Origin of the sequence: Actinomycetospora sp. CA-101289 (assembly GCF_050955895.1) — a bacterium.
In the GTDB taxonomy this organism is placed as follows: Bacteria; Actinomycetota; Actinomycetes; order Mycobacteriales; family Pseudonocardiaceae; genus Actinomycetospora.
Genome location: NZ_CP192093.1, coordinates 2,570,620 through 2,586,973, shown reverse-complemented (window position 1 = coordinate 2,586,973; position 16,354 = coordinate 2,570,620). Strand labels below are relative to the sequence as shown.

At 77.0% G+C, this 16,354-nt stretch carries 18 protein-coding genes; 10 read left to right on the top strand and 8 right to left on the bottom strand.

What is annotated here, in order from left to right; genetic code table 11:
• Together ACQPX6_RS12870 and sigJ are read left to right on the top strand one after the other, a co-directional pair.
• Positions 1-288 (top strand): winged helix-turn-helix domain-containing protein, encoded by a 288-nt coding sequence (locus tag ACQPX6_RS12870; RefSeq protein WP_433788257.1) that lies wholly within the window; start codon positions 1-3, stop codon positions 286-288.
• A complete protein-coding gene (sigJ, locus tag ACQPX6_RS12865; protein ID WP_433787708.1) occupies positions 288-1,199 on the top strand; it encodes an RNA polymerase sigma factor SigJ in 912 nt (303 codons plus the stop codon). The genes ACQPX6_RS12870 and sigJ overlap by 1 nt, the downstream gene beginning before the upstream one ends.
• On the opposite strand, the gene ACQPX6_RS12860 is transcribed toward sigJ, so the two are convergent.
• Positions 1,174-1,764 (bottom strand): carboxymuconolactone decarboxylase family protein, encoded by a 591-nt coding sequence (locus tag ACQPX6_RS12860; RefSeq protein ID WP_433787707.1) that lies wholly within the window; start codon positions 1,762-1,764, stop codon positions 1,174-1,176. The two genes, sigJ and ACQPX6_RS12860, sit on opposite strands and share 26 nt — an antisense overlap.
• Positions 1,765-1,856: 92 nt before the next feature.
• On the opposite strand from ACQPX6_RS12860, the gene ACQPX6_RS12855 reads away from it, so the two are divergent.
• The 3 genes from ACQPX6_RS12855 to ACQPX6_RS12845 all read left to right on the top strand — a co-directional run bounded on the left by ACQPX6_RS12855 (position 1,857) and on the right by ACQPX6_RS12845 (position 4,686).
• Positions 1,857-3,014 carry an acyl-CoA dehydrogenase family protein gene (locus ACQPX6_RS12855; RefSeq protein WP_433788256.1) on the top strand — a complete coding sequence of 386 codons (1,158 nt, stop codon included), beginning with the start codon at positions 1,857-1,859 and terminating at the stop codon, positions 3,012-3,014.
• Positions 3,011-4,210, top strand: a complete 1,200-nt coding sequence (locus tag ACQPX6_RS12850) for an acetyl-CoA hydrolase/transferase C-terminal domain-containing protein (protein ID WP_433787706.1) — start codon at positions 3,011-3,013, stop codon at positions 4,208-4,210. Before ACQPX6_RS12855 ends, ACQPX6_RS12850 begins: the two co-directional genes overlap by 4 nt.
• A 101-nt stretch (positions 4,211-4,311) precedes the next feature.
• Complete coding sequence (locus tag ACQPX6_RS12845; RefSeq protein WP_433787705.1) at positions 4,312-4,686, top strand: hypothetical protein; 375 nt, start codon at positions 4,312-4,314, stop codon at positions 4,684-4,686.
• A 13-nt stretch (positions 4,687-4,699) separates the two neighbouring features.
• Here ACQPX6_RS12845 and ACQPX6_RS12840 read toward each other — a convergent pair whose 3' ends face one another.
• Positions 4,700-4,981, bottom strand: a complete 282-nt coding sequence (locus ACQPX6_RS12840; protein ID WP_433787704.1) for a metal-sensitive transcriptional regulator — start codon at positions 4,979-4,981, stop codon at positions 4,700-4,702.
• Between the two features lie 31 nt (positions 4,982-5,012).
• A complete protein-coding gene (locus ACQPX6_RS12835; RefSeq protein WP_433787703.1) occupies positions 5,013-6,434 on the bottom strand; it encodes a hypothetical protein in 1,422 nt (473 codons plus the stop codon).
• A 117-nt stretch (positions 6,435-6,551) separates the two neighbouring features.
• Between ACQPX6_RS12835 and ACQPX6_RS12830 the strand changes: the two genes are divergently transcribed.
• Complete coding sequence (locus tag ACQPX6_RS12830) at positions 6,552-8,837, top strand: heavy metal translocating P-type ATPase (protein ID WP_433787702.1); 2,286 nt, start codon at positions 6,552-6,554, stop codon at positions 8,835-8,837.
• Positions 8,838-8,839: 2 nt separating this feature from the next.
• Complete coding sequence (locus tag ACQPX6_RS12825) at positions 8,840-9,850, top strand: aminotransferase class V-fold PLP-dependent enzyme (protein WP_433787701.1); 1,011 nt, start codon at positions 8,840-8,842, stop codon at positions 9,848-9,850.
• Position 9,851: 1 nt separating this feature from the next.
• Here the strand turns inward: ACQPX6_RS12825 and ACQPX6_RS12820 are convergent, their stop codons facing one another.
• Positions 9,852-11,297, bottom strand: a complete 1,446-nt coding sequence (locus ACQPX6_RS12820; protein WP_433788255.1) for an MFS transporter — start codon at positions 11,295-11,297, stop codon at positions 9,852-9,854.
• A 143-nt stretch (positions 11,298-11,440) separates the two neighbouring features.
• Here ACQPX6_RS12820 and ACQPX6_RS12815 point away from each other — a divergent pair, with 143 nt between their 5' ends.
• Positions 11,441-12,151 (top strand): M50 family metallopeptidase, encoded by a 711-nt coding sequence (locus tag ACQPX6_RS12815; protein ID WP_433787700.1) that lies wholly within the window; start codon positions 11,441-11,443, stop codon positions 12,149-12,151.
• 33 nt (positions 12,152-12,184) lie between these two features.
• On the opposite strand, the gene ACQPX6_RS12810 is transcribed toward ACQPX6_RS12815, so the two are convergent.
• Entirely contained in the window at positions 12,185-12,955 is a 771-nt protein-coding gene (locus ACQPX6_RS12810) for a (2Fe-2S)-binding protein (protein WP_433787699.1), read from the bottom strand.
• A gap of 53 nt (positions 12,956-13,008) precedes the next feature.
• Here ACQPX6_RS12810 and ACQPX6_RS12805 point away from each other — a divergent pair, with 53 nt between their 5' ends.
• Positions 13,009-13,320 (top strand): hypothetical protein, encoded by a 312-nt coding sequence (locus ACQPX6_RS12805; protein WP_433787698.1) that lies wholly within the window; start codon positions 13,009-13,011, stop codon positions 13,318-13,320.
• 96 nt (positions 13,321-13,416) lie between these two features.
• Entirely contained in the window at positions 13,417-14,565 is a 1,149-nt protein-coding gene (locus ACQPX6_RS12800; protein WP_433787697.1) for a hypothetical protein, read from the top strand.
• 66 nt (positions 14,566-14,631) lie between these two features.
• On the opposite strand, the gene ACQPX6_RS12795 is transcribed toward ACQPX6_RS12800, so the two are convergent.
• The 3 genes from ACQPX6_RS12795 to ACQPX6_RS12785 are packed head-to-tail and all read right to left on the bottom strand — an operon-like array spanning position 14,632 to position 16,339.
• A complete protein-coding gene (locus tag ACQPX6_RS12795) occupies positions 14,632-15,123 on the bottom strand; it encodes a methylated-DNA--[protein]-cysteine S-methyltransferase (RefSeq protein ID WP_433787696.1) in 492 nt (163 codons plus the stop codon).
• A 10-nt stretch (positions 15,124-15,133) separates the two neighbouring features.
• A complete protein-coding gene (locus ACQPX6_RS12790) occupies positions 15,134-15,385 on the bottom strand; it encodes a hypothetical protein (RefSeq protein ID WP_433787695.1) in 252 nt (83 codons plus the stop codon).
• Between the two features lie 12 nt (positions 15,386-15,397).
• On the bottom strand, positions 15,398-16,339 hold the full coding sequence (locus ACQPX6_RS12785) for a cation diffusion facilitator family transporter (protein WP_433787694.1): 942 nt from the start codon (positions 16,337-16,339) through the stop codon (positions 15,398-15,400).
• Positions 16,340-16,354: the final 15 nt, after the last annotated feature.

Below are 16,354 nucleotides of genomic sequence, written 5' to 3'. Positions count from 1 at the left end.
CTGCCCGAGCTCGACCCCGTCATCCACGCGCAGGCGCGGCTGCGGGTGACGGTGGCGCTGGCCGCGCTCGCGACCGACGACCGCATCACCTTCCCCCGGCTCCAGCAGCTGCTCGAGATGACCGCCGGCAACCTCTCGACCCACCTGCGCAAGCTCGAGGACGCCGGGTACGTGACGGTCACGAAGGCCCACCAGGGCCGCACGCCGGTGACGTGGGTGGCGCTCACCGGCGCCGGCCGGCGGGCGTTCGAGGACTACGCCGCCGCCCTGCGCGGGATGCTCGGCTGATGGGCGCCGACACCGTCGCCGAAGCGTTCGCCGAGCACCGCGCCCACCTGCTGGCCGTCGGCTACCGGCTCACCGCGTCGCGTGCCGACGCCGAGGACGCCGTCCAGGACGCGTGGCTGCGCTGGGACCGCCTGGGCCCCGCGGGCCGGGCGGAGGTCCGCGACGTCCGGGCCTGGCTGACGACCACCGTCGCGCGCCTGTGCCTGGACCAGGTGCGCTCGGCGCCGGCGCGCCGCGAGCGCTACGTCGGCCCGTGGCTGCCCGAGCCGCTGGTGACCACCGGCGCCGACGACGTGCTCGACGCCGTCGTCGCGGCCGCCGACGTGCGGATGGCGACGATGCTCGTGCTCGAGCGCCTCACGCCCGACCAGCGGGTGGCCGTCGTGCTGCACGACGCCCTCGGGCTCCGGTTCGACGAGGTCGCCGCGGTGCTCGACTGTCCCACGGGCACGGTGCGCCAGCACGCGCTGCGGGCCCGGCGGAAGGTGCGCCGGGCGGCGGCGGACGGCGAGCTGCCCGCCCCGGTGCCGGAGCCCGAGCAGCGCCGGGTGCTCGACGCCGTCGTCGCCGCCCTGGCCGCCGCCGACGTGCCGGCCCTGGTCGCCCTGCTGCACCCCGACGCCGCGCTGCGCACCGACGGCGGCGGGATCGTCAAGGCCGCCCGGCGGGTCGTCGTGGGCGCGGACAAGATCGCGCGCTTCCTCGTCGCGCTCGTCCAGGAGGCCGGGCCGGAGATGCTGGCCGGGGCCCGGCCGGTGCTCGTCAACGGCGAGGCGGGCCTGCTCGTGCCCGCAGATCCGACAGGGCCGGCCCCGATCGTCGTCGTCCTGACCGTCGACGGGGACCGGGCGCGGGCGGTGCACGCGGTCATGACGCCGGAGAAGCTCAGCCCGGGGACGGCACCGACCTGACGGCCGCCGGCACCTCGCACGACGCCGCGAAGCCCTGGGCGCGCACGCCGAGGGCGGCGTTGGCGCGGGCGCGCTGGTTCTCGACGGCCACGAGGTGGGTGAGCTCGACGAGGCCGGCGTGCCCGAGGCGGGCGTCGAGGTCGGCGACCTGCTCGTCGGTGACCGCGACCGGCTGGGCGCTCATCGCGTCGGCGTAGGCCATGACGGCGCGCTCGTCGTCGTCGAAGCCGGGGTCGTCGGGCGCGCCGTCGGCGGCGGCGCGGCGCAGGTGGTCGGCGTCGAGGCCGCGGCGGATCCAGAGCATCTCGCCGAAGTCGACGCACCACGAGCAGCCGACGCGGGTGGCCGTGCGGTAGACGGCGAGGTCACGCAGCCGCGCCGGCAGCACCGTCGCGGCGCGCTCGATCAGCGACTCGCCGATCGCCGAGCTCCAGAACAGGCCGGGGTGGTGGCGCAGGGCGGCGAAGGGCTCGGGGACGTCGCCGAAGCGCTTGGCGGCGTACCGGTAGGCGAGCCGGCCGAGGAGACCGGCGTCGCGCGGGGCGACGAGCGGGATGCGGGCCATGGGGAGGACCTCCGGGGTGGGCCGTGGTGGGCCGTGGCGGGCGGACACCGGGAGGACGGCGGAGCGGCGCGGAACGTGACACCGTGAGCGCCATGGAGGCCGATGACTTCGCCGACGTCCTGTCCTCGGTGCGCGAGTTCGTCCGCGACGAGGTGGTGCCCCGCGAGGACGACATCGAGGCCGCCGACGAGGTGCCCGAGAAGCTGCGCGAGCAGTGCAAGGCGATGGGCCTCTACGGCTTCGCGATCCCCGAGGAGTTCGGCGGGATCGGCCTGTCGATGGCGCAGGAGGTCGAGCTCGCGATGGAGCTCGGCTGGACCACGCCGTCGCTGCGCTCGCTCTTCGGCACCAACAACGGCATCGCCGGGCAGGTGCTGCTCACCGGCGGCACGCGCGAGCAGCAGGAACAGTGGCTGCCGCGCCTGGCGACGGGCGAGGTCGTCGCGTCGTTCGCGCTCACCGAGCCCGACGCCGGCTCGGACCCCTCGTCGCTGACCACGAAGGCGGTGCGGGACGGCGAGGGGTGGGTGATCACCGGGGCCAAGCGCTGGATCACCAACGCCCCGCTCGCGGACGTCCTCATGGTCTTCGCGCGCACCGACCCGGACGCGGCACCCGCCAAGGGCATCTCCGCGTTCCTCGTCCCCACGTCCGCGGCCGGGGTCTCGTTCTCCGAGCACGACGCGAAGATGGGCCAGCGCGGCTCGTGGACCTGCGAGGTCTACCTCGACGACGTCCGGGTGCCGGCGGCGAACCTGGTCGGGGGCGAGCAGGGCCTGCACCGCGGGTTCGTCACCGCCATGCGCTGCCTCGCGCACGGCCGGTTGCACATCGCCGCCCTCTGCACGGGCATGGCCGCGCGCCTGGTGCACGAGATGACCGCGTTCGCCACCGATCGCGAGCAGGGCGGGCACCGGATCGCGGCCTACCAGCTCGTCCAGGGGCTCGTGGCCGACGCCGTGACCGACTGGCACGCCGGCCGGGCCCTGGTCCGCGAGGCGGCGCGGGCCTACGACGACGGATCGGACACCACGCTGGGCCCGTCGACGGCCAAGTACTTCTGCTCCGAGGCGGTGGGTCGCGTGGCCGACCGCGCGGTGCAGGTGCACGGCGGCGCGGGCTACATGCGCGGCGTGCCCGTCGAGCGGATGTACCGCGACGCCCGCCTCTTCCGGATCTACGAGGGCACCAGCCAGATCCAGCAGGTGATCATCGCCCGCGGGGTGCTGGGAGCCGCCGCCCGCCCGTGAGCGATGCTGCGGGCATGGCGCTCGACGGCGGAATCCTCGCGAGCCTTGCCCGGCCCGGGGCGCGGGTCGCGCTTGCCGACGGCTGCGGCAGCCCGCGCGCGGCCTACCCCGCGCTCTCGGCCCTGGCCCGCGAGCGCGGCGACCTGCGGCTGCTCACCGGCTGGCTGCCCGGCCCCGTCGACGGGCTCGACCTCGACGCCTTCGCCGACGCCCGCACGGTGATGCCCGGCTGGGGCCTGCGCCGCGCCGCCGAGGCCGGGCACGTCCGCCCGGTGCCCGCGCGGCTCTCGGCCGTCCCCGCGCTGGTCGCCGGGCCGCTGCGCCCGGACCTCCTGGTCCTCGCCGCGGCGCCCGGTCCGGTCGGCCCCGTCCTGGGCGCCGAGGCCTCCTGGGTGCGGGCGGTGATCGACCTCGGGGTGCCGCTGGCCGTCGTCCTCGACCCCGAGCTGCCGCGCGCCACGGCCGGGCCGCCGTTGCCCGACGCGCAGGTGTTCGTGCTCGGCGAGGCCCCGGGCGGCCCGCACGTCCACACCGCGGGCGCCCCGAGCGCCGCGCACGAGGCCATCGGGCGCCACGTCGCCGCCCTGCTCACCGACGGGGTGCGGCTGCAGTGGGCGCCGGGCCAGCTCGGGGCCGCGGTGGTGGACGGGGTGCGCGCGGCCGGGGTGCGGGTGCACGCCGACTCCGGGCTGCTCGGCGACGGCGTCGTCGCCCTCGACCGGGCCGGGCTGCTGCTCTCGGACCCCGTGGCCACCTACCTCGTCGGGAGCCCGGAGCTCTACGCCTGGGCCGACGAGCGCGGGCGCGCCGGGCACCCGGTGGTGCACCGGATCGAGCACACCCACGACCCCTCGCGTCTGTCCGCGGACCCGCCGCTGGTGTCGGTGAACACCGCGGTGGAGATCGACCTCGACGGCCAGGTCAACGTGGAGGGCACCCGGACGGCGCTGGTCGGGGGCATCGGCGGGCACCCCGACTACGCGGCGGCGGCCACCCGGTCCGTCCGCGGCCTCTCGGTGATCGCGCTGGCCGCGGAGCACCGCGGCCGGTCGACGCGCGTCGATCGGCTCTCGCGGCCGGTGACCACCGCGTCCCACGACGTCGACGTCGTCGTCACCGAGCACGGGCCCGCCGACCTGCGCGGCCTCGACCGCGCCGAACGGCGCCACGCCCTGGACCGGATCTTCCCGGGCTGAGGTTCCCGCCCCCTCGGGCGCGTGGGCCGACCTAGGGTGGGTAGGCCTGGACAGGGCCCGGACACGGCCCGTCCACCTCGCCGACTCCCGGAGGACACCCCATGGCCGACGGCACCGCCACGACCACCCCGAGCCGCGCGCACCTCGCCGCCGTGCCCGCCGACACGCCCACCCGCACCCCGGCCCTGCCGGGGGAGGCCGAGCTGCAGCCCGAGGACGCGCCCAGCCTGCTGGCCGCGCTCGACGCCGGCGACGAGGCGGCCGTGCACGCCTGGGTGCGGGCGCACACCCCGGAGACCACCAGCCTGCTGTTCTACGGGCTCTACCTCGGCGTCGGGATCGCGGGGCTCCTGGAGTGGCCCGCCGTGGTGCTGGGCATCGTCGGCCAGCTGATCGTCGACCGCCGGTTCGGCGGTGTCGAGGCGCTGGCCGCCGAGCTGCGTGCCCGTGTGGAGGGCGCGCCCGCGCGCGCCTGACCCGGGGCCGGACTCAGGAACGGACGAGGCGGGCGATGGCCGCGGAGGCCTCCTGGACCTTCTCGGCCGCCTCGTCGTCGCCGGCCTTCGCGGCGTCGACCACGCAGCTGCCCATGTGCTCCTCGAGCAGGCCGAGCGCGACGTTCTGCAGCGCGTGGGTCGCGGCCGAGACCTGCGTGAGCACGTCGATGCAGTACTTGTCGTCCTCGATCATCTTCGCGATGCCGCGGACCTGGCCCTCGATCCGGCGCAGGCGCCGCAGGTGGTCGTCCTTGTTGCCCGCGTAGCCGTTCATGACCCTCCTGGCGCCCGGATGCGCGTCCAGGCTACCCGGCCGACGACCGCGTCCCGAGGCGTTCGCGCACGGCGCCGGCGGCCGAGTCGACGACCTGGCGGGCGCGGTCGTAGCCCGGGGGCTGGCTGGTCATCACCGCGACCACCCAGCGCCCGCCGACCACGCCGATGGAGTGGACCTCGGCGCGCGAGCCGATGCAGCACATCCAGCCCTGCTTGACCGGCGAGCCGGACCCGTCGAGGAAGCCGTAGCCCTGGTCGAAGCCGTCGCCGGCGACCGGCGACGCCTGGCCCATCGACCCGAGCACGACGTCGCGGTCGGGCGCGGGCAGGTCGACCTGCACGTGGCGCAGCACCGTCACCATGTCGCGCGCCGAGCTCTGCACCTCGCCCCACTGCGACGGGTCCTCGGGGGTGGTCGTGTCCTCGAGCCCGAGCGAGGTGGACACCCGGGTGATCGCGTTGGGCCCGTCGTACTGGGTCCACAGCGCGTTCATCGCCGGGTCGCTGCTGGCGCTGAGCGCGGCGTGGACCAGGCGCAGGTCGCGGGCGCCGAGGGTCAGCTCGCCGTCGCGCTGGCGCTGGAGCATGTCGACCACGAGCAGGAGCTTGGCCAGTGACGCGGTGTCGAAGCGCTCGTCCCCGGCGGTCCCGGGCGAGAGCTCGCCGGTGGCGATGTCGGCCACGGCGACGCCGACGTCGACGCCCCGGCCGGCCGCGTCCTCGGCGGCCGAGACGGCGGCGGCGAGGTCGACGGGCAGGGCGCCGGGGGCGGTGGGCGGGGCGACCGTCTCGGTGTCGTCGAGGGGCGAGATGTCGGGGACGCTCGTGGCCAGGAGCCCGGACGACCCGTTGAGCGTGTCGACGGTGACCAGCGTGCCGGCCACGACCGCGCCCACCAGGGCGGCGCCGAGCCCGCGCGGCAGGCCGCGGCCGCGGGCGCGGCGCCGCCGGGTGGGGCGGGGCGCGGCCGGGGTGGCGCGAGGTGCGGCGGTCCGGGGAGCCGGCTCCGGGGTGGGGCGGCGGCGGGGCGTGACGGGTTCGGCCGGGGCGGCGCGGTCCGGGGCGGGGCCGTCCGGGGCGACGGGCGGCGCGACGGGACGGCGGGGCGCGGGGGCCGGGCGCTCGACGGGCGGCTCGTGCCGGGGCGGGGCGGCGGGCGGCGCGGCGAAGGCCGCGGGCACCGGCGGCGGTCCGGCGTGCCGCGGCGCGGCCGGCGGGGCCATCGGTCGGGCGGGCGGGGGCGCGACCGGACGCGACGGAGCGGCGACCGCACCCGCCCCGACCAGCTCGCGGACCGCGTGCCGGGGCGCCGGCGCGGTCAGCAGACCCGCAGGCGGAGGCCCCGCCGGCGCGCGGTGGCGCGCCGGGGCGGGCCCGCCGGTGCCGGTGGGACGGGAGCGCGGTGGTGCCCCGTCCGGAGCCGGCCGCGGCGGCGGCCGGTGGATGGTCACGAAACAATCACACCACTTCGCCCCGCGTGACCGAGCGCCCACCCGCCGTTCCGGTCACCCCGGTTTGACAGTCATACCCCCCAGGGGTAGCAAGGCGGACGAGGACAGGAGGACCCGATGAGTGCACCGCCCGCCCCGGCACCCGACGCGTCGCGCGTCGAGCTGGTGATCAGCGGGATGACGTGTGCGTCGTGCGCGTCCCGCATCGAGCGGCGTCTCAACAAGCTCGAGGGCGTCACCGCCGGGGTCAACTACGCGACGGGCAACGCCCGGGTGGAGCACGCGCCGTCGGTGTCGGTCGACGACCTGGTCGCCACCGTCGAGAAGCTCGGCTACGGTGCCGCACCGCCCGCCCCGCCGCGCCCGGAGACGGGCTCTTCCGCCCCGTCCGGCCGCCCGGACGCGGGCGAGGCCGACGTGCTGCGCCGGCGGCTGCTCGTCAGCGTGGCGCTCACGCTGCCCGTGGTGGTGCTGGCCATGGTCCCGGCCTGGCAGTTCACGAACTGGCAGTGGCTCTCGGCCATCCTCGCCGCGCCCGTGGTGGTGTGGGGCGGGCAGGACTTCCACCGGGCCGCGTGGACGAACCTGCGCCACGGCGCGGCGACGATGGACACGCTGGTCTCGGTGGGCACGCTCGCCGCGCTCGGCTGGTCCTTCTACGCCCTGTTCCTCGGCGGCGCCGGGATGCCGGGCATGACCCACGGCCTCTCGCTCACCGCGGCCGGCGGCACCGACGCGATCTACCTGGAGGCCGCGTCGGCGGTGACGGCCTTCGTGCTGGCCGGGCGCTGGTTCGAGGCGCGTGCCAAGCGCCGGGCCGGCGACGCGCTGCGCGCCCTGCTCGACCTCGGCGCCAAGGACGTCGCCGTGCGCCGCGACGGGCGCGAGGAGCGCGTCCCGGTCGACCGTCTGGGCGTCGGCGACGAGTTCGTCGTGCGCCCCGGCGAGACCCTGGCCACCGACGGCGTCGTCGTCGAGGGCCGCTCGGCGGTGGACGCGAGCGCGATGACCGGAGAGTCGGTGCCCGTCGAGGTAGCCCCGGGCGACCGCGTCAGCGGCGGCACGGTCGCGGTCGGCGGCCGGCTGGTCGTGCGCGCCACCGCGGTCGGCGCCGACACCCGCCTGGCCCGCATCGCCCGCCGCGTCGAGGAGGCCCAGCACGGCAAGGCGGCGGTCCAGCGCCTCGCCGACCGGGTGTCCGCGGTGTTCGTGCCGATCGTCATCACGCTCGCGGTCGGGACGCTCGCGGTGTGGCTGCTGCTCGGCGCCGCGCCCTCGGTGGCGTTCACGGCGGCGGTGGCCGTCCTCATCATCGCCTGCCCCTGCGCGCTCGGGCTGGCCACGCCGACGGCGCTCATGGTGGGCACCGGGCGCGGCGCGCAGCTCGGCATCCTGCTGCGCGGACCCGAGGTGCTCGAGTCCACCCGCCGCGTCGACACCGTCGTGCTCGACAAGACCGGCACCGTGACCACCGGCGCGATGGGCCTGGTCGACGTCGTCACCCTCGACGGGGTCGACGAGGGCGACCTGCTGCGCCGCGCCGGCGGCCTCGAGGACGCGCTGGCCCACCCCGTCGCCCGGGCCGTCGCCGACGCCGCCCGCGCGCGGCTGCGTGACCAGGGCAGCGACCTGCCCGCCGCCGTCGACGTCGCCGCCCGCGACGGGCTCGGCGTCACCGGCACCGTCGAGGGGCGGGCCGTCGTCGTCGGGCGCGCGCGCCTGCTCACCGAGAGCGGGGTGGCGACGGACGATCTCGCCGACGTCCTCGCCCGCGTCGAGGCCGGCGGGTCGACCCCGGTGGCCGTCGCCTGGGCCGGGGCGGACGGCGTGCTGCGCGCCCGCGGGGTGCTCGCCGTCGCCGACACGGTGCGCGAGACCTCCGCCGAGGCGGTCGCGGCGCTGCACGCGATGGGCCTGCGCACGGTCCTGCTCACCGGTGATCACGAGACCGTCGCCCGGGCGGTGGCCGACGAGGTCGGCATCGCCACGGTGATCGCGGGCGTGCTGCCCGAGGAGAAGGCCGACGAGGTCGCGCGCCTGCAGGCCGCGGGCGCCGTCGTCGCGATGGTCGGCGACGGGGTCAACGACGCCGCCGCCCTCGCCCGCGCCGACCTCGGGCTGGCCATGGGCACCGGGTCCGACGCCGCGATCGAGGCGGGCGACCTGACCCTGGTCCGCGGCGACCTGCGGATGGTCCCCGACGCGCTGCGCCTGGCCCGCCGCACGCTGGCGACGATCAAGGGCAACCTGTTCTGGGCCTTCGCCTACAACGTCGCCGCGCTCCCCCTGGCGGCGCTCGGCCTGCTCAACCCGGTGATCGCCGGCGCCGCGATGGCGTTCTCCAGCGTGTTCGTCGTCGCCAACAGCCTGCGGCTGCGCCGGTTCACGCCCCGGGCCCGCTGACCGTGCGCCCGGCGTTCGGCACGGTCTTCGACGTCGAGGGCGTCTACCTCAACACCCCGTCGATCGGGGTCCCGCCGCGGCCGGTGGTCGAGGCGGTGGGCGCGGCCGTGGCCTCCTGGGGCCGGGCGGAGAGCTCGCCGCCGGAGTTCGACGCCTCCGTGGCGACCGCCCGCGAGGCGTTCGCGGCGCTGGTCGGGGTGCCGGCGTCCGCGGTGACGATCGGGACGGCGGTCTCGGGCCTGCTCGGGCTCGTGGCGGCGTCCCTGCCGCCGGGCGCGCGCGTGCTCACCGCCGGGCGGGAGTTCACCAGCGTCACCTTCCCCTTCGCCGCCGCCGGGCACGACGTCGTCGAGGTGCCGCTGGCCGCGCTGCCCGAGCACGTGGGCACGGCCGACGTGGTGGCGGTGAGCGTCGTGCAGTCCGCGGACGGGGCGCAGGTCGACCTCGCCGCGCTGCGGGCCGCTGTCGGGCCGGACACGCTCGTGGTCCTGGACGCCACCCAGTCCCTCGGCTGGCTGCCCGCCGACCTCGCCTGGGCCGACGCCGTGGTCGCCGCCGGGTACAAGTGGCTGCTCTCGCCCCGCGGCGCGGCGTGGATGGCGCTGTCGGACCGGCTGGCCGCGCGCACCGCGCCCGTGCAGTCGGGCTGGTACGCGGGCGGCTGGGACGCGATCTACGGGCTGCCGCTGCGCCTGCACGACGACGCCCGGCGCTTCGACCTCTCCCCCGTCTGGCTCGCCCAGGTCGGCGCCGCGGCGGCCCTGCCCTGGATCGCGGACCTCGACGCCGCCGCCGTCCGCGACCACGCCGTCGGGCTGGCGGACCGCGTGCGCGCGGGCCTCGGGATGCCGCCGGGCGGGTCGGCGATCGTGTCCGTGCGCCGCGAGGGCGCCGCCGACCGGCTCGCCGTGGCGGGCATCCGGGCGGCGGTGCGCGACGGTGCCGCACGCCTGGGCTTCCATCTGCACAACACCGCGTCCGACGCCGACGCCGCCCTCGAGGCGCTGGGCTGAATCAGCCGGGGTGCTGCTGCGGGGCGATGACCCCACAGTGGGGGCAGTCCTCGGTGCGGAAGCGGGTCGGCGAGGCGGCGCGGGGCCGCGGGCGCAGGAGCACCGCGGAGAGCACCGCGCCGGTCACGAGGAGGCCCGCGCAGATCGTCATCGCCGTGCGGAAGCCCGCGCTGAAGGCGACGGGGTCGTCGTAGTCCTGCCCGGAGATGCCCGCCACCGCCGGGATGAGCGCCACCGCGAGCAGGCCCGCCGCGCGGGCGATGGCGTTGTTGACCCCGGACGCGATGCCGGCGTGACGGTCGTCGGCGGCGTCGAGGACGGTCGCGGTGAGCGGGGCGACGGTGCCGGCGAGCCCCAGCCCGAACAGCGTCACCGGCGGCAGCACGTCGACGAGGTACGACGCGCCGGGCCCGATCCGGCCGAGCCAGAGCATCGCGGTGGCGGCGAGCAGGAGCCCGACCGTCATCGGCCAGCGCGGCCCGATCCGCTGGGCCAGGCGCCCGGAGCGGGCCGAGAGCAGCAGCATGATCACCGTGATCGGGAGCATCGCCGTCCCGGCCGCCAGCGGGCTGAACCCGGCCGAGACCTGCAGCTGCAGCACGACGAGCACGAAGTGCACCCCGAGCGCCCCGTAGACGAGCAGGGTGACGATGTTGGCGCCGGTGAACCGGGCGCTGGCGAAGAGCTCGCCGGGCACCAGCGGGGAGCGCGAGCGCCGTTCGACCACGACGAAGGCGACGAGCGCGAGCACACCGACCACCCCGCTGCCCCAGACCGCGAGTGTCCCGCCGTCCTCGCCGACCGCGGTCAGCGCCCACGTCAGCGCCCCGAGACCGGCGACGGCGAGCACGGTGCCGGGGACGTCGAGGTGGTGGGCGGCCTCGGGGTCGCGGGACTCGGGCACGTGGCGCAGGGCCACCACCAGCACGATCGCCGCGAGCGGGAGGTTGATGAGGAAGACCGCTCGCCACGTCCACTCGACCAGCCAGCCGCCGAGGAACGGGCCGATCGCCCCGGCGACGCCGCCGAGCCCGGACCACGCCCCGATGGCGGCGGCCCGGTCGCTGCCGTGGAACGACGCCGAGATCAGCGCCAGGCTCCCCGGCGTCAGCAGCGCCCCGCCGACGCCCTGCAGCGCGCGCCCGGCGATGAGGAACTCCACGGACGGCGCCAGGCCGCACAGCGCCGAGGCGACCGCGAACCACACCACCCCGATGCAGAAGATCCGCCGCCGGCCGAAGCGGTCGCCCAGCGAGCCGCCGAGCAGGATCAGCCCGGCGAGGGTGAGCGTGTAGCCGTTCACCGTCCACTGCAGCGCCGAGAAGCTGGCGTCGAACTCGTCGCCGATGCGCTCGAGGGCGACGTTGACCACCGTCGAGTCGAGCAGGGCGAGCCCCGACCCGAGCACCGTGGTCAGCAGGATCCAGCGGCCGCGCGCGGAGCCCATCCGGATGTCCTCGATGGCCCCCGGGGTCTCCGTCACCGGCTCAGCATGACCACCTCACGGGCGGGTGACGAGATCCGGGGGAAGCGATCCGCCGTGGAGTCGGACCCGGACACCAGGTCCCGCCCGGCTACCGTGCCCCCATCGTGACGACCGTGCTCTCCCCGCTCCGCGAGCTCACCACGGGCCAGACCCAGGCCACCCTGGTGATCCTCGCCGGGCTCGTCGCGCTCGTGGTGGTCGGCGTCCACGGCACGTGGCGACTCGCTCGCAACGTCGTGACGATCGCCCACGAGGGCGGGCACGCCCTGGTCGCGGTGTGCTCGGGGCGCACGCTGACCCGGATCCTGCTGCACTCCGACACCTCGGGCGTGACCGTGTCGAAGGGCCGCCGCGACGGGCCGGGCATGGTCGCGACGGCGGCGGCCGGCTACGCGACGCCGCCGCTGCTGGGGATCGGCGCGGCCGTCCTCGTCGCCGCCGACGAGATCTCGATCATGCTCGGGATCGCCGTCGTGCTGCTGCTCGCCACCCTGATCCTGGTGCGCAACGCCTACGGCGTGCTGTCGGTGGTGCTCACCGGCGCGGTGTTCGTGGTGGTCGCGGCCTACGGCTCGGCCAACGTGCAGTACGGGTTCGCGTGCTTCGTGACGTGGTTCCTCATCGTCGGCGGCCTGCGCACGGTGCTCGAGGTGCAGCGCAAGCGCTCCCGGCGCCGCGCGCCCGACTCCGACGCCGACCAGCTCGAGCGCCTCACCGGCGTGCCCGGCGGCATCTGGGTGGCGCTGTTCGCGCTGCTCGGGGTGTTCTCGCTGCTGGGCGCCGGGCGCCTGCTGGTGGTGTGGCCGCCCGTCTGACGTGCGTGATCTTCTGAGCTGTAGCTCAGGAGATCACGCACGGAGGAGGCAGTCGGCGCACTTCCCGCCGCCGTCCACGCGGTAGTAGAGGCAGCAGGTGCGGCGGGCGAAGCCGAGCCCGCTGGGGTGCAGGGGGTCGGGGACGAAGGTCCCGAGCCCGGCGAACGCCTCGTGGGCGAGGACGCCCCGCGCGAGGGTGAGCGCGCCGGCGTGCAGGTCGGGCCGCGCCTCCCCCAGCACGCGCACCGCCCCCGCCAGCGCCGACGCGGCGTTGCCCCACAGGAGGCGCGCCGACACCGACGCCCGCGCCCGGACGCCCGCGACCAGGGGCGCCACGTGCTCGCGCGCCAGGACGTCGGCCAGCGCCGCCGCGACGTCGTCCGGGGCGGCGGCCGTGACGTCGGTGCCCGCGAGCTGCGCGGGGTCGGCCCACAGCGGCAGCGGTCCGCCCGCCCAGGGCCGCGCGTGCAGCACCGACGACGTCGCGAGGTCCGGCAGCACGCCCAGCGCCGCCGACGCCAGCAGCACCGACACCGACCGCGACGCCACCGACTGCGCGAGCAGCGACGCCGCGACCCGCCGGCCCGCGCCCAGCCCGTCGGCGACCTCCTCCAGCCGCTGCCCCAGCGGGTCGGGTCCCTCGGCCGGGACCGCGAACAGGGCGGCCAGCGGGCGCCACGACGGGTCGGCGGCCTCGGCCTCGCGGGTCGACACGGCGAAGAACCCGCCGACGGCGTCGACCGCGGTAAGGACCGCGCGTACCCGGGCGGCGTCGACGGCGACACCGGCGGACGGGCTAGTCACGTCGCCCCCTCGGCCGGTCGCGCTCGCACCCACAGCCACGCATGCTGGCCATCATGACCGTCGCGAGCACGCGCGGCCGGGGCACAGGCCGTCCCCGACCCGCCCGGTTCTCCTTCTGGGTCGACCGCACGGGCACCCTCGGACCGGTCCTCCTGCGCTACGACCTGCGGGGCCGCGGGGTCCGGCGCGGGGCCCGTCTCGGGGTCGACGGCCGGTGGCACGCCAGCACGCAGCCGGACTCGCTGCGGTGGCTGGGCGCCGGGGCGGGCGGCGCCGAGGTGATCGACATCGACGGGGCCCGCGAGGTGGCCCGTCAGCTCGGCTTCCCCGACGTCGACGTCACCGACGAGAGGGTCCTGCCCTGACGCTCCCGACAGGGACGGACACGCAGGGCAACGGGCCCCGCGGGACGGGGTGGTCGGCCCTCCGCCGTTCGGGGCCTCTCCGTTAGGTTCGTCGCCATGCTCGACTCCGGCGTCCGCATCGCCGCCGCCTTCCTGCCCGTGGGCATCCCGGTCCTCGTGGGCCTCGTGGTGGCCGTGGTGCGTCGGCGCGCGCTGCCGGCGGTCTCGTTGCCGGCGATCGTGGGCCTGCTGCTGCAGCTGATCGTCGTGCTGGTCAGCACGTTCCTGGTCGCCGCGGCGTCCTTCAACGGGCTCGGGCTGGCACCGGCGAGCTTCCTGACCCTGACCAGCGTCCTGGGCTTCGGGGTGATCGTCCTCCAGGTGGTGTCCTGGACCCTGCTGCTCGTCGCCCTGTTCCGGCGCCTCCCCGCCCGCAGCGGCGACCGCACGCCCACCGGGCGCCACGCCCTGCTCGACGAGCAGGGCGAGCAGGTGATCGCCGAGGAGGGCACGACCCTCCTGCCGGTCGGCGCCGCCGCGGCCGGCGCGGGTGCGGGGGCCGGCCTGGGGGCCGCCGCCGCGACCGGCTCCGACGCCCCGGTCGCGCCGTCCGGGGAGCCGTCGCCCGAGCAGGCGGCGGTCACCGAGACCTTCGCCGCGGAGCCGGCGCCGGAGGGGCCCCAGGAGCCCGAGCCCGACGACGACCTCGACCGCGAGGAGCCCCCGGCCGTCACGGCCGAGTCGCTCGACGAGGCCGCGGAGACCGAGGACGAGGCGCACGGGGACGTGGCGGAGACCGCAGCGACGCCGGAGACGCCGGAGACGCCGGAGACGCCGGAGACGCCGCAGACGCTGGGCACCGACCCCGACGAGCCGGTGACGACCACGCTCACGGCGACCGACGAGCCCACCGCGGACGACCCCGTGGACGAGGACGCGGACGACGCGGTGGACGAGGACGAGGTCCCGGCCGCCGACGACGTTCTGGACGCCGACCCGGACCTCGAGACCGGCCCGGACGACGGCGACCCCGCCGACCCCGCCGACCCCGACAGCGCGATCCCCGAGGAGGACGTCGAGGACGTCGAGGACGACGCCGTCGTCACCGACACGCTCCCGGCGACGGACGACGCCGCGACCTCGAGCACCGCGACGCCGGACCCCACCCCCACGCCGTCCGCCGGTCACCCCTGGTTCGACCCGGCCGGCGAGCCCGAGGACGGCGAGGCCGAGCCCACCCGCGCCGGGTCCACCGAGGGCCGCTGACCCGACCGCACGCGCAGCGAAGGACGCCTCGCCTGCGTCGCAGGCAGCGGAGGCGTCCTTCGCTGCTCACCCGCCGACCGGCACCCCGGCCCGCTCGAGGTCCAGCAGCGCCCGCTTGCGCTCCACGCCGCCGGCGTAGCCGGTGAGCGACCCGCTCGCCCCGACCACGCGGTGGCAGGGCACGACGATGCTGATCGGGTTGCGCCCGTTCGCCAGGCCCACCGCGCGCGAGGCCGCGGGCGCGCCGATCCACGCCGCCAGCTCGCCGTAGGTCCACGTCTGCCCGTACGGGATCTCCCGCAGCGCCGCCCACACCCGCTGCTGGAACGCGGTGCCCCGCAGGTCCAGCGGCACGTCGAACGCCGTCCGCTCCCCCGCGAAGTACGCCGCGAGCTGCTCGCGGACCGCGGGCAGGGCCGCGTCGTCCCGCTCCCCGAGCGTCCCCGGCGCCGGCCCGCGGCGGTGCTCGGGCAGGTAGAGCCCGGTCAGCACGCCGTCGTCGGCGCGCAGGGTCAGCGGGCCGAGGGGGCTGTCCGCGAGCGCGTGGGTCGTCGTCACCCCGGCCATCTCACACGACGAGCGCCAGCACGAGCACCGCCAGCCCGGCGGGCACGTCGAGCGCGACGCACGCCTCGGCCATCGACGGCGAGACCTGGTCGCGGTGGCGGCGCAGGTGCCACAGGTCCCAGGCGCCGTGGCCGACGAGGGTCAGGGCCGCGAGGACCAGGCCGCCGCCCGGGGCGATCGCGAGCGCCACGAGGACGAGCACGCCGTAGAGCACGAGGCCCGCGGTCTGCCGGGCCGCACGCCCTCGGAGCACCGGCGCGCGCGCTCAGCGTCTCCTGACGACGCCGGCGGGCGGGTCGCAGGCCCGCTCGTGGTCGGCGTGCTCGAGCGCCTCGATCTGCAGGGTGCTGTGCTCGAGCCCGAAGCGCTCGCGCAGCAGGTGGGTGGCGCGGTCGAGCACGCCGTGGGGCCCGCAGTCGGCGGTGGCGCAGCCCGCGTCGGAGATGACGAGGTGCGCCGACACCGCGGGGCTGCGGTCGTTGATGGCCCAGACGTGCAGGTCGTGGACCTCGGCGACGCCGTCGACGTCGAGCAGGGTGGTGTGGACGTCGTCGACGTCGATGCCGGCGGGGGCGCCCTCGAGCAGGACGTGCCCGGTCTCGCGCAGCAGCGCGACCGTGCGCGGCAGGAGGATCGCGACGATCACCAGCGAGGCGACGGTGTCGGCGTAGGCCCAGCCGGTGGTCAGCGTGACCACCGCCGCGGCCAACACGGCGACCGAGCCCAGCGCGTCCCCGAGCACGTGCAGGGCGGCGCCGCGCACGTTCATCCCGCCGCTGCCGCGCTGGAGCACCGCGAGCGCGAGGACGTTGCCGACGAGTCCGACCACGCCGTAGAGCAGCAGGCCGCCGCCGGGCACCGCGGTGGGCGCGGCGAGGCGCTCGACGGCCTCGACGGCGACCCAGACGGTGACGCCGAGGAGCAGGACGGCGTTGAGCCCGGCGCCGAGCACCTCGGCGCGCCCGAGCCCGAAGGTGCGCCGCCGGCTCGGGGGCCGGACGGCCAGCGCGGAGGCGACCAGGGCCGTGCCCAGGGCGACGACGTCGGTGCCGACGTGGCCGAGGTCGGCGAGCAGGGCCAGTGAGCCGGTGAGCACCGCGCCCACCGCGCCGACGACCAGGACGACCGCCGTGACGCCGAGCGCGAGCCCGAGCCGGCGACGGTCGTCGCGCCCGGCGTGACCCCCGTGTCCGTGACCGTGTCCCACGCCCCGGACCATACA

Coding starts and splice junctions, on each gene's coding strand:
- sigJ (WP_433787708.1), top strand. CDS start 288: ATGGGCGCCGACACCGTCGCCGAAGCGTTCGCCGAGCACCGCGCCCAC.
- ACQPX6_RS12860 (WP_433787707.1), bottom strand. CDS start 1,764: ATGGCCCGCATCCCGCTCGTCGCCCCGCGCGACGCCGGTCTCCTCGGC.
- ACQPX6_RS12855 (WP_433788256.1), top strand. CDS start 1,857: ATGGAGGCCGATGACTTCGCCGACGTCCTGTCCTCGGTGCGCGAGTTC.
- ACQPX6_RS12845 (WP_433787705.1), top strand. CDS start 4,312: ATGGCCGACGGCACCGCCACGACCACCCCGAGCCGCGCGCACCTCGCC.
- ACQPX6_RS12840 (WP_433787704.1), bottom strand. CDS start 4,981: ATGAACGGCTACGCGGGCAACAAGGACGACCACCTGCGGCGCCTGCGC.
- ACQPX6_RS12830 (WP_433787702.1), top strand. CDS start 6,552: ATGAGTGCACCGCCCGCCCCGGCACCCGACGCGTCGCGCGTCGAGCTG.
- ACQPX6_RS12820 (WP_433788255.1), bottom strand. CDS start 11,297: ATGGGCTCCGCGCGCGGCCGCTGGATCCTGCTGACCACGGTGCTCGGG.
- ACQPX6_RS12805 (WP_433787698.1), top strand. CDS start 13,009: ATGACCGTCGCGAGCACGCGCGGCCGGGGCACAGGCCGTCCCCGACCC.
- ACQPX6_RS12800 (WP_433787697.1), top strand. CDS start 13,417: ATGCTCGACTCCGGCGTCCGCATCGCCGCCGCCTTCCTGCCCGTGGGC.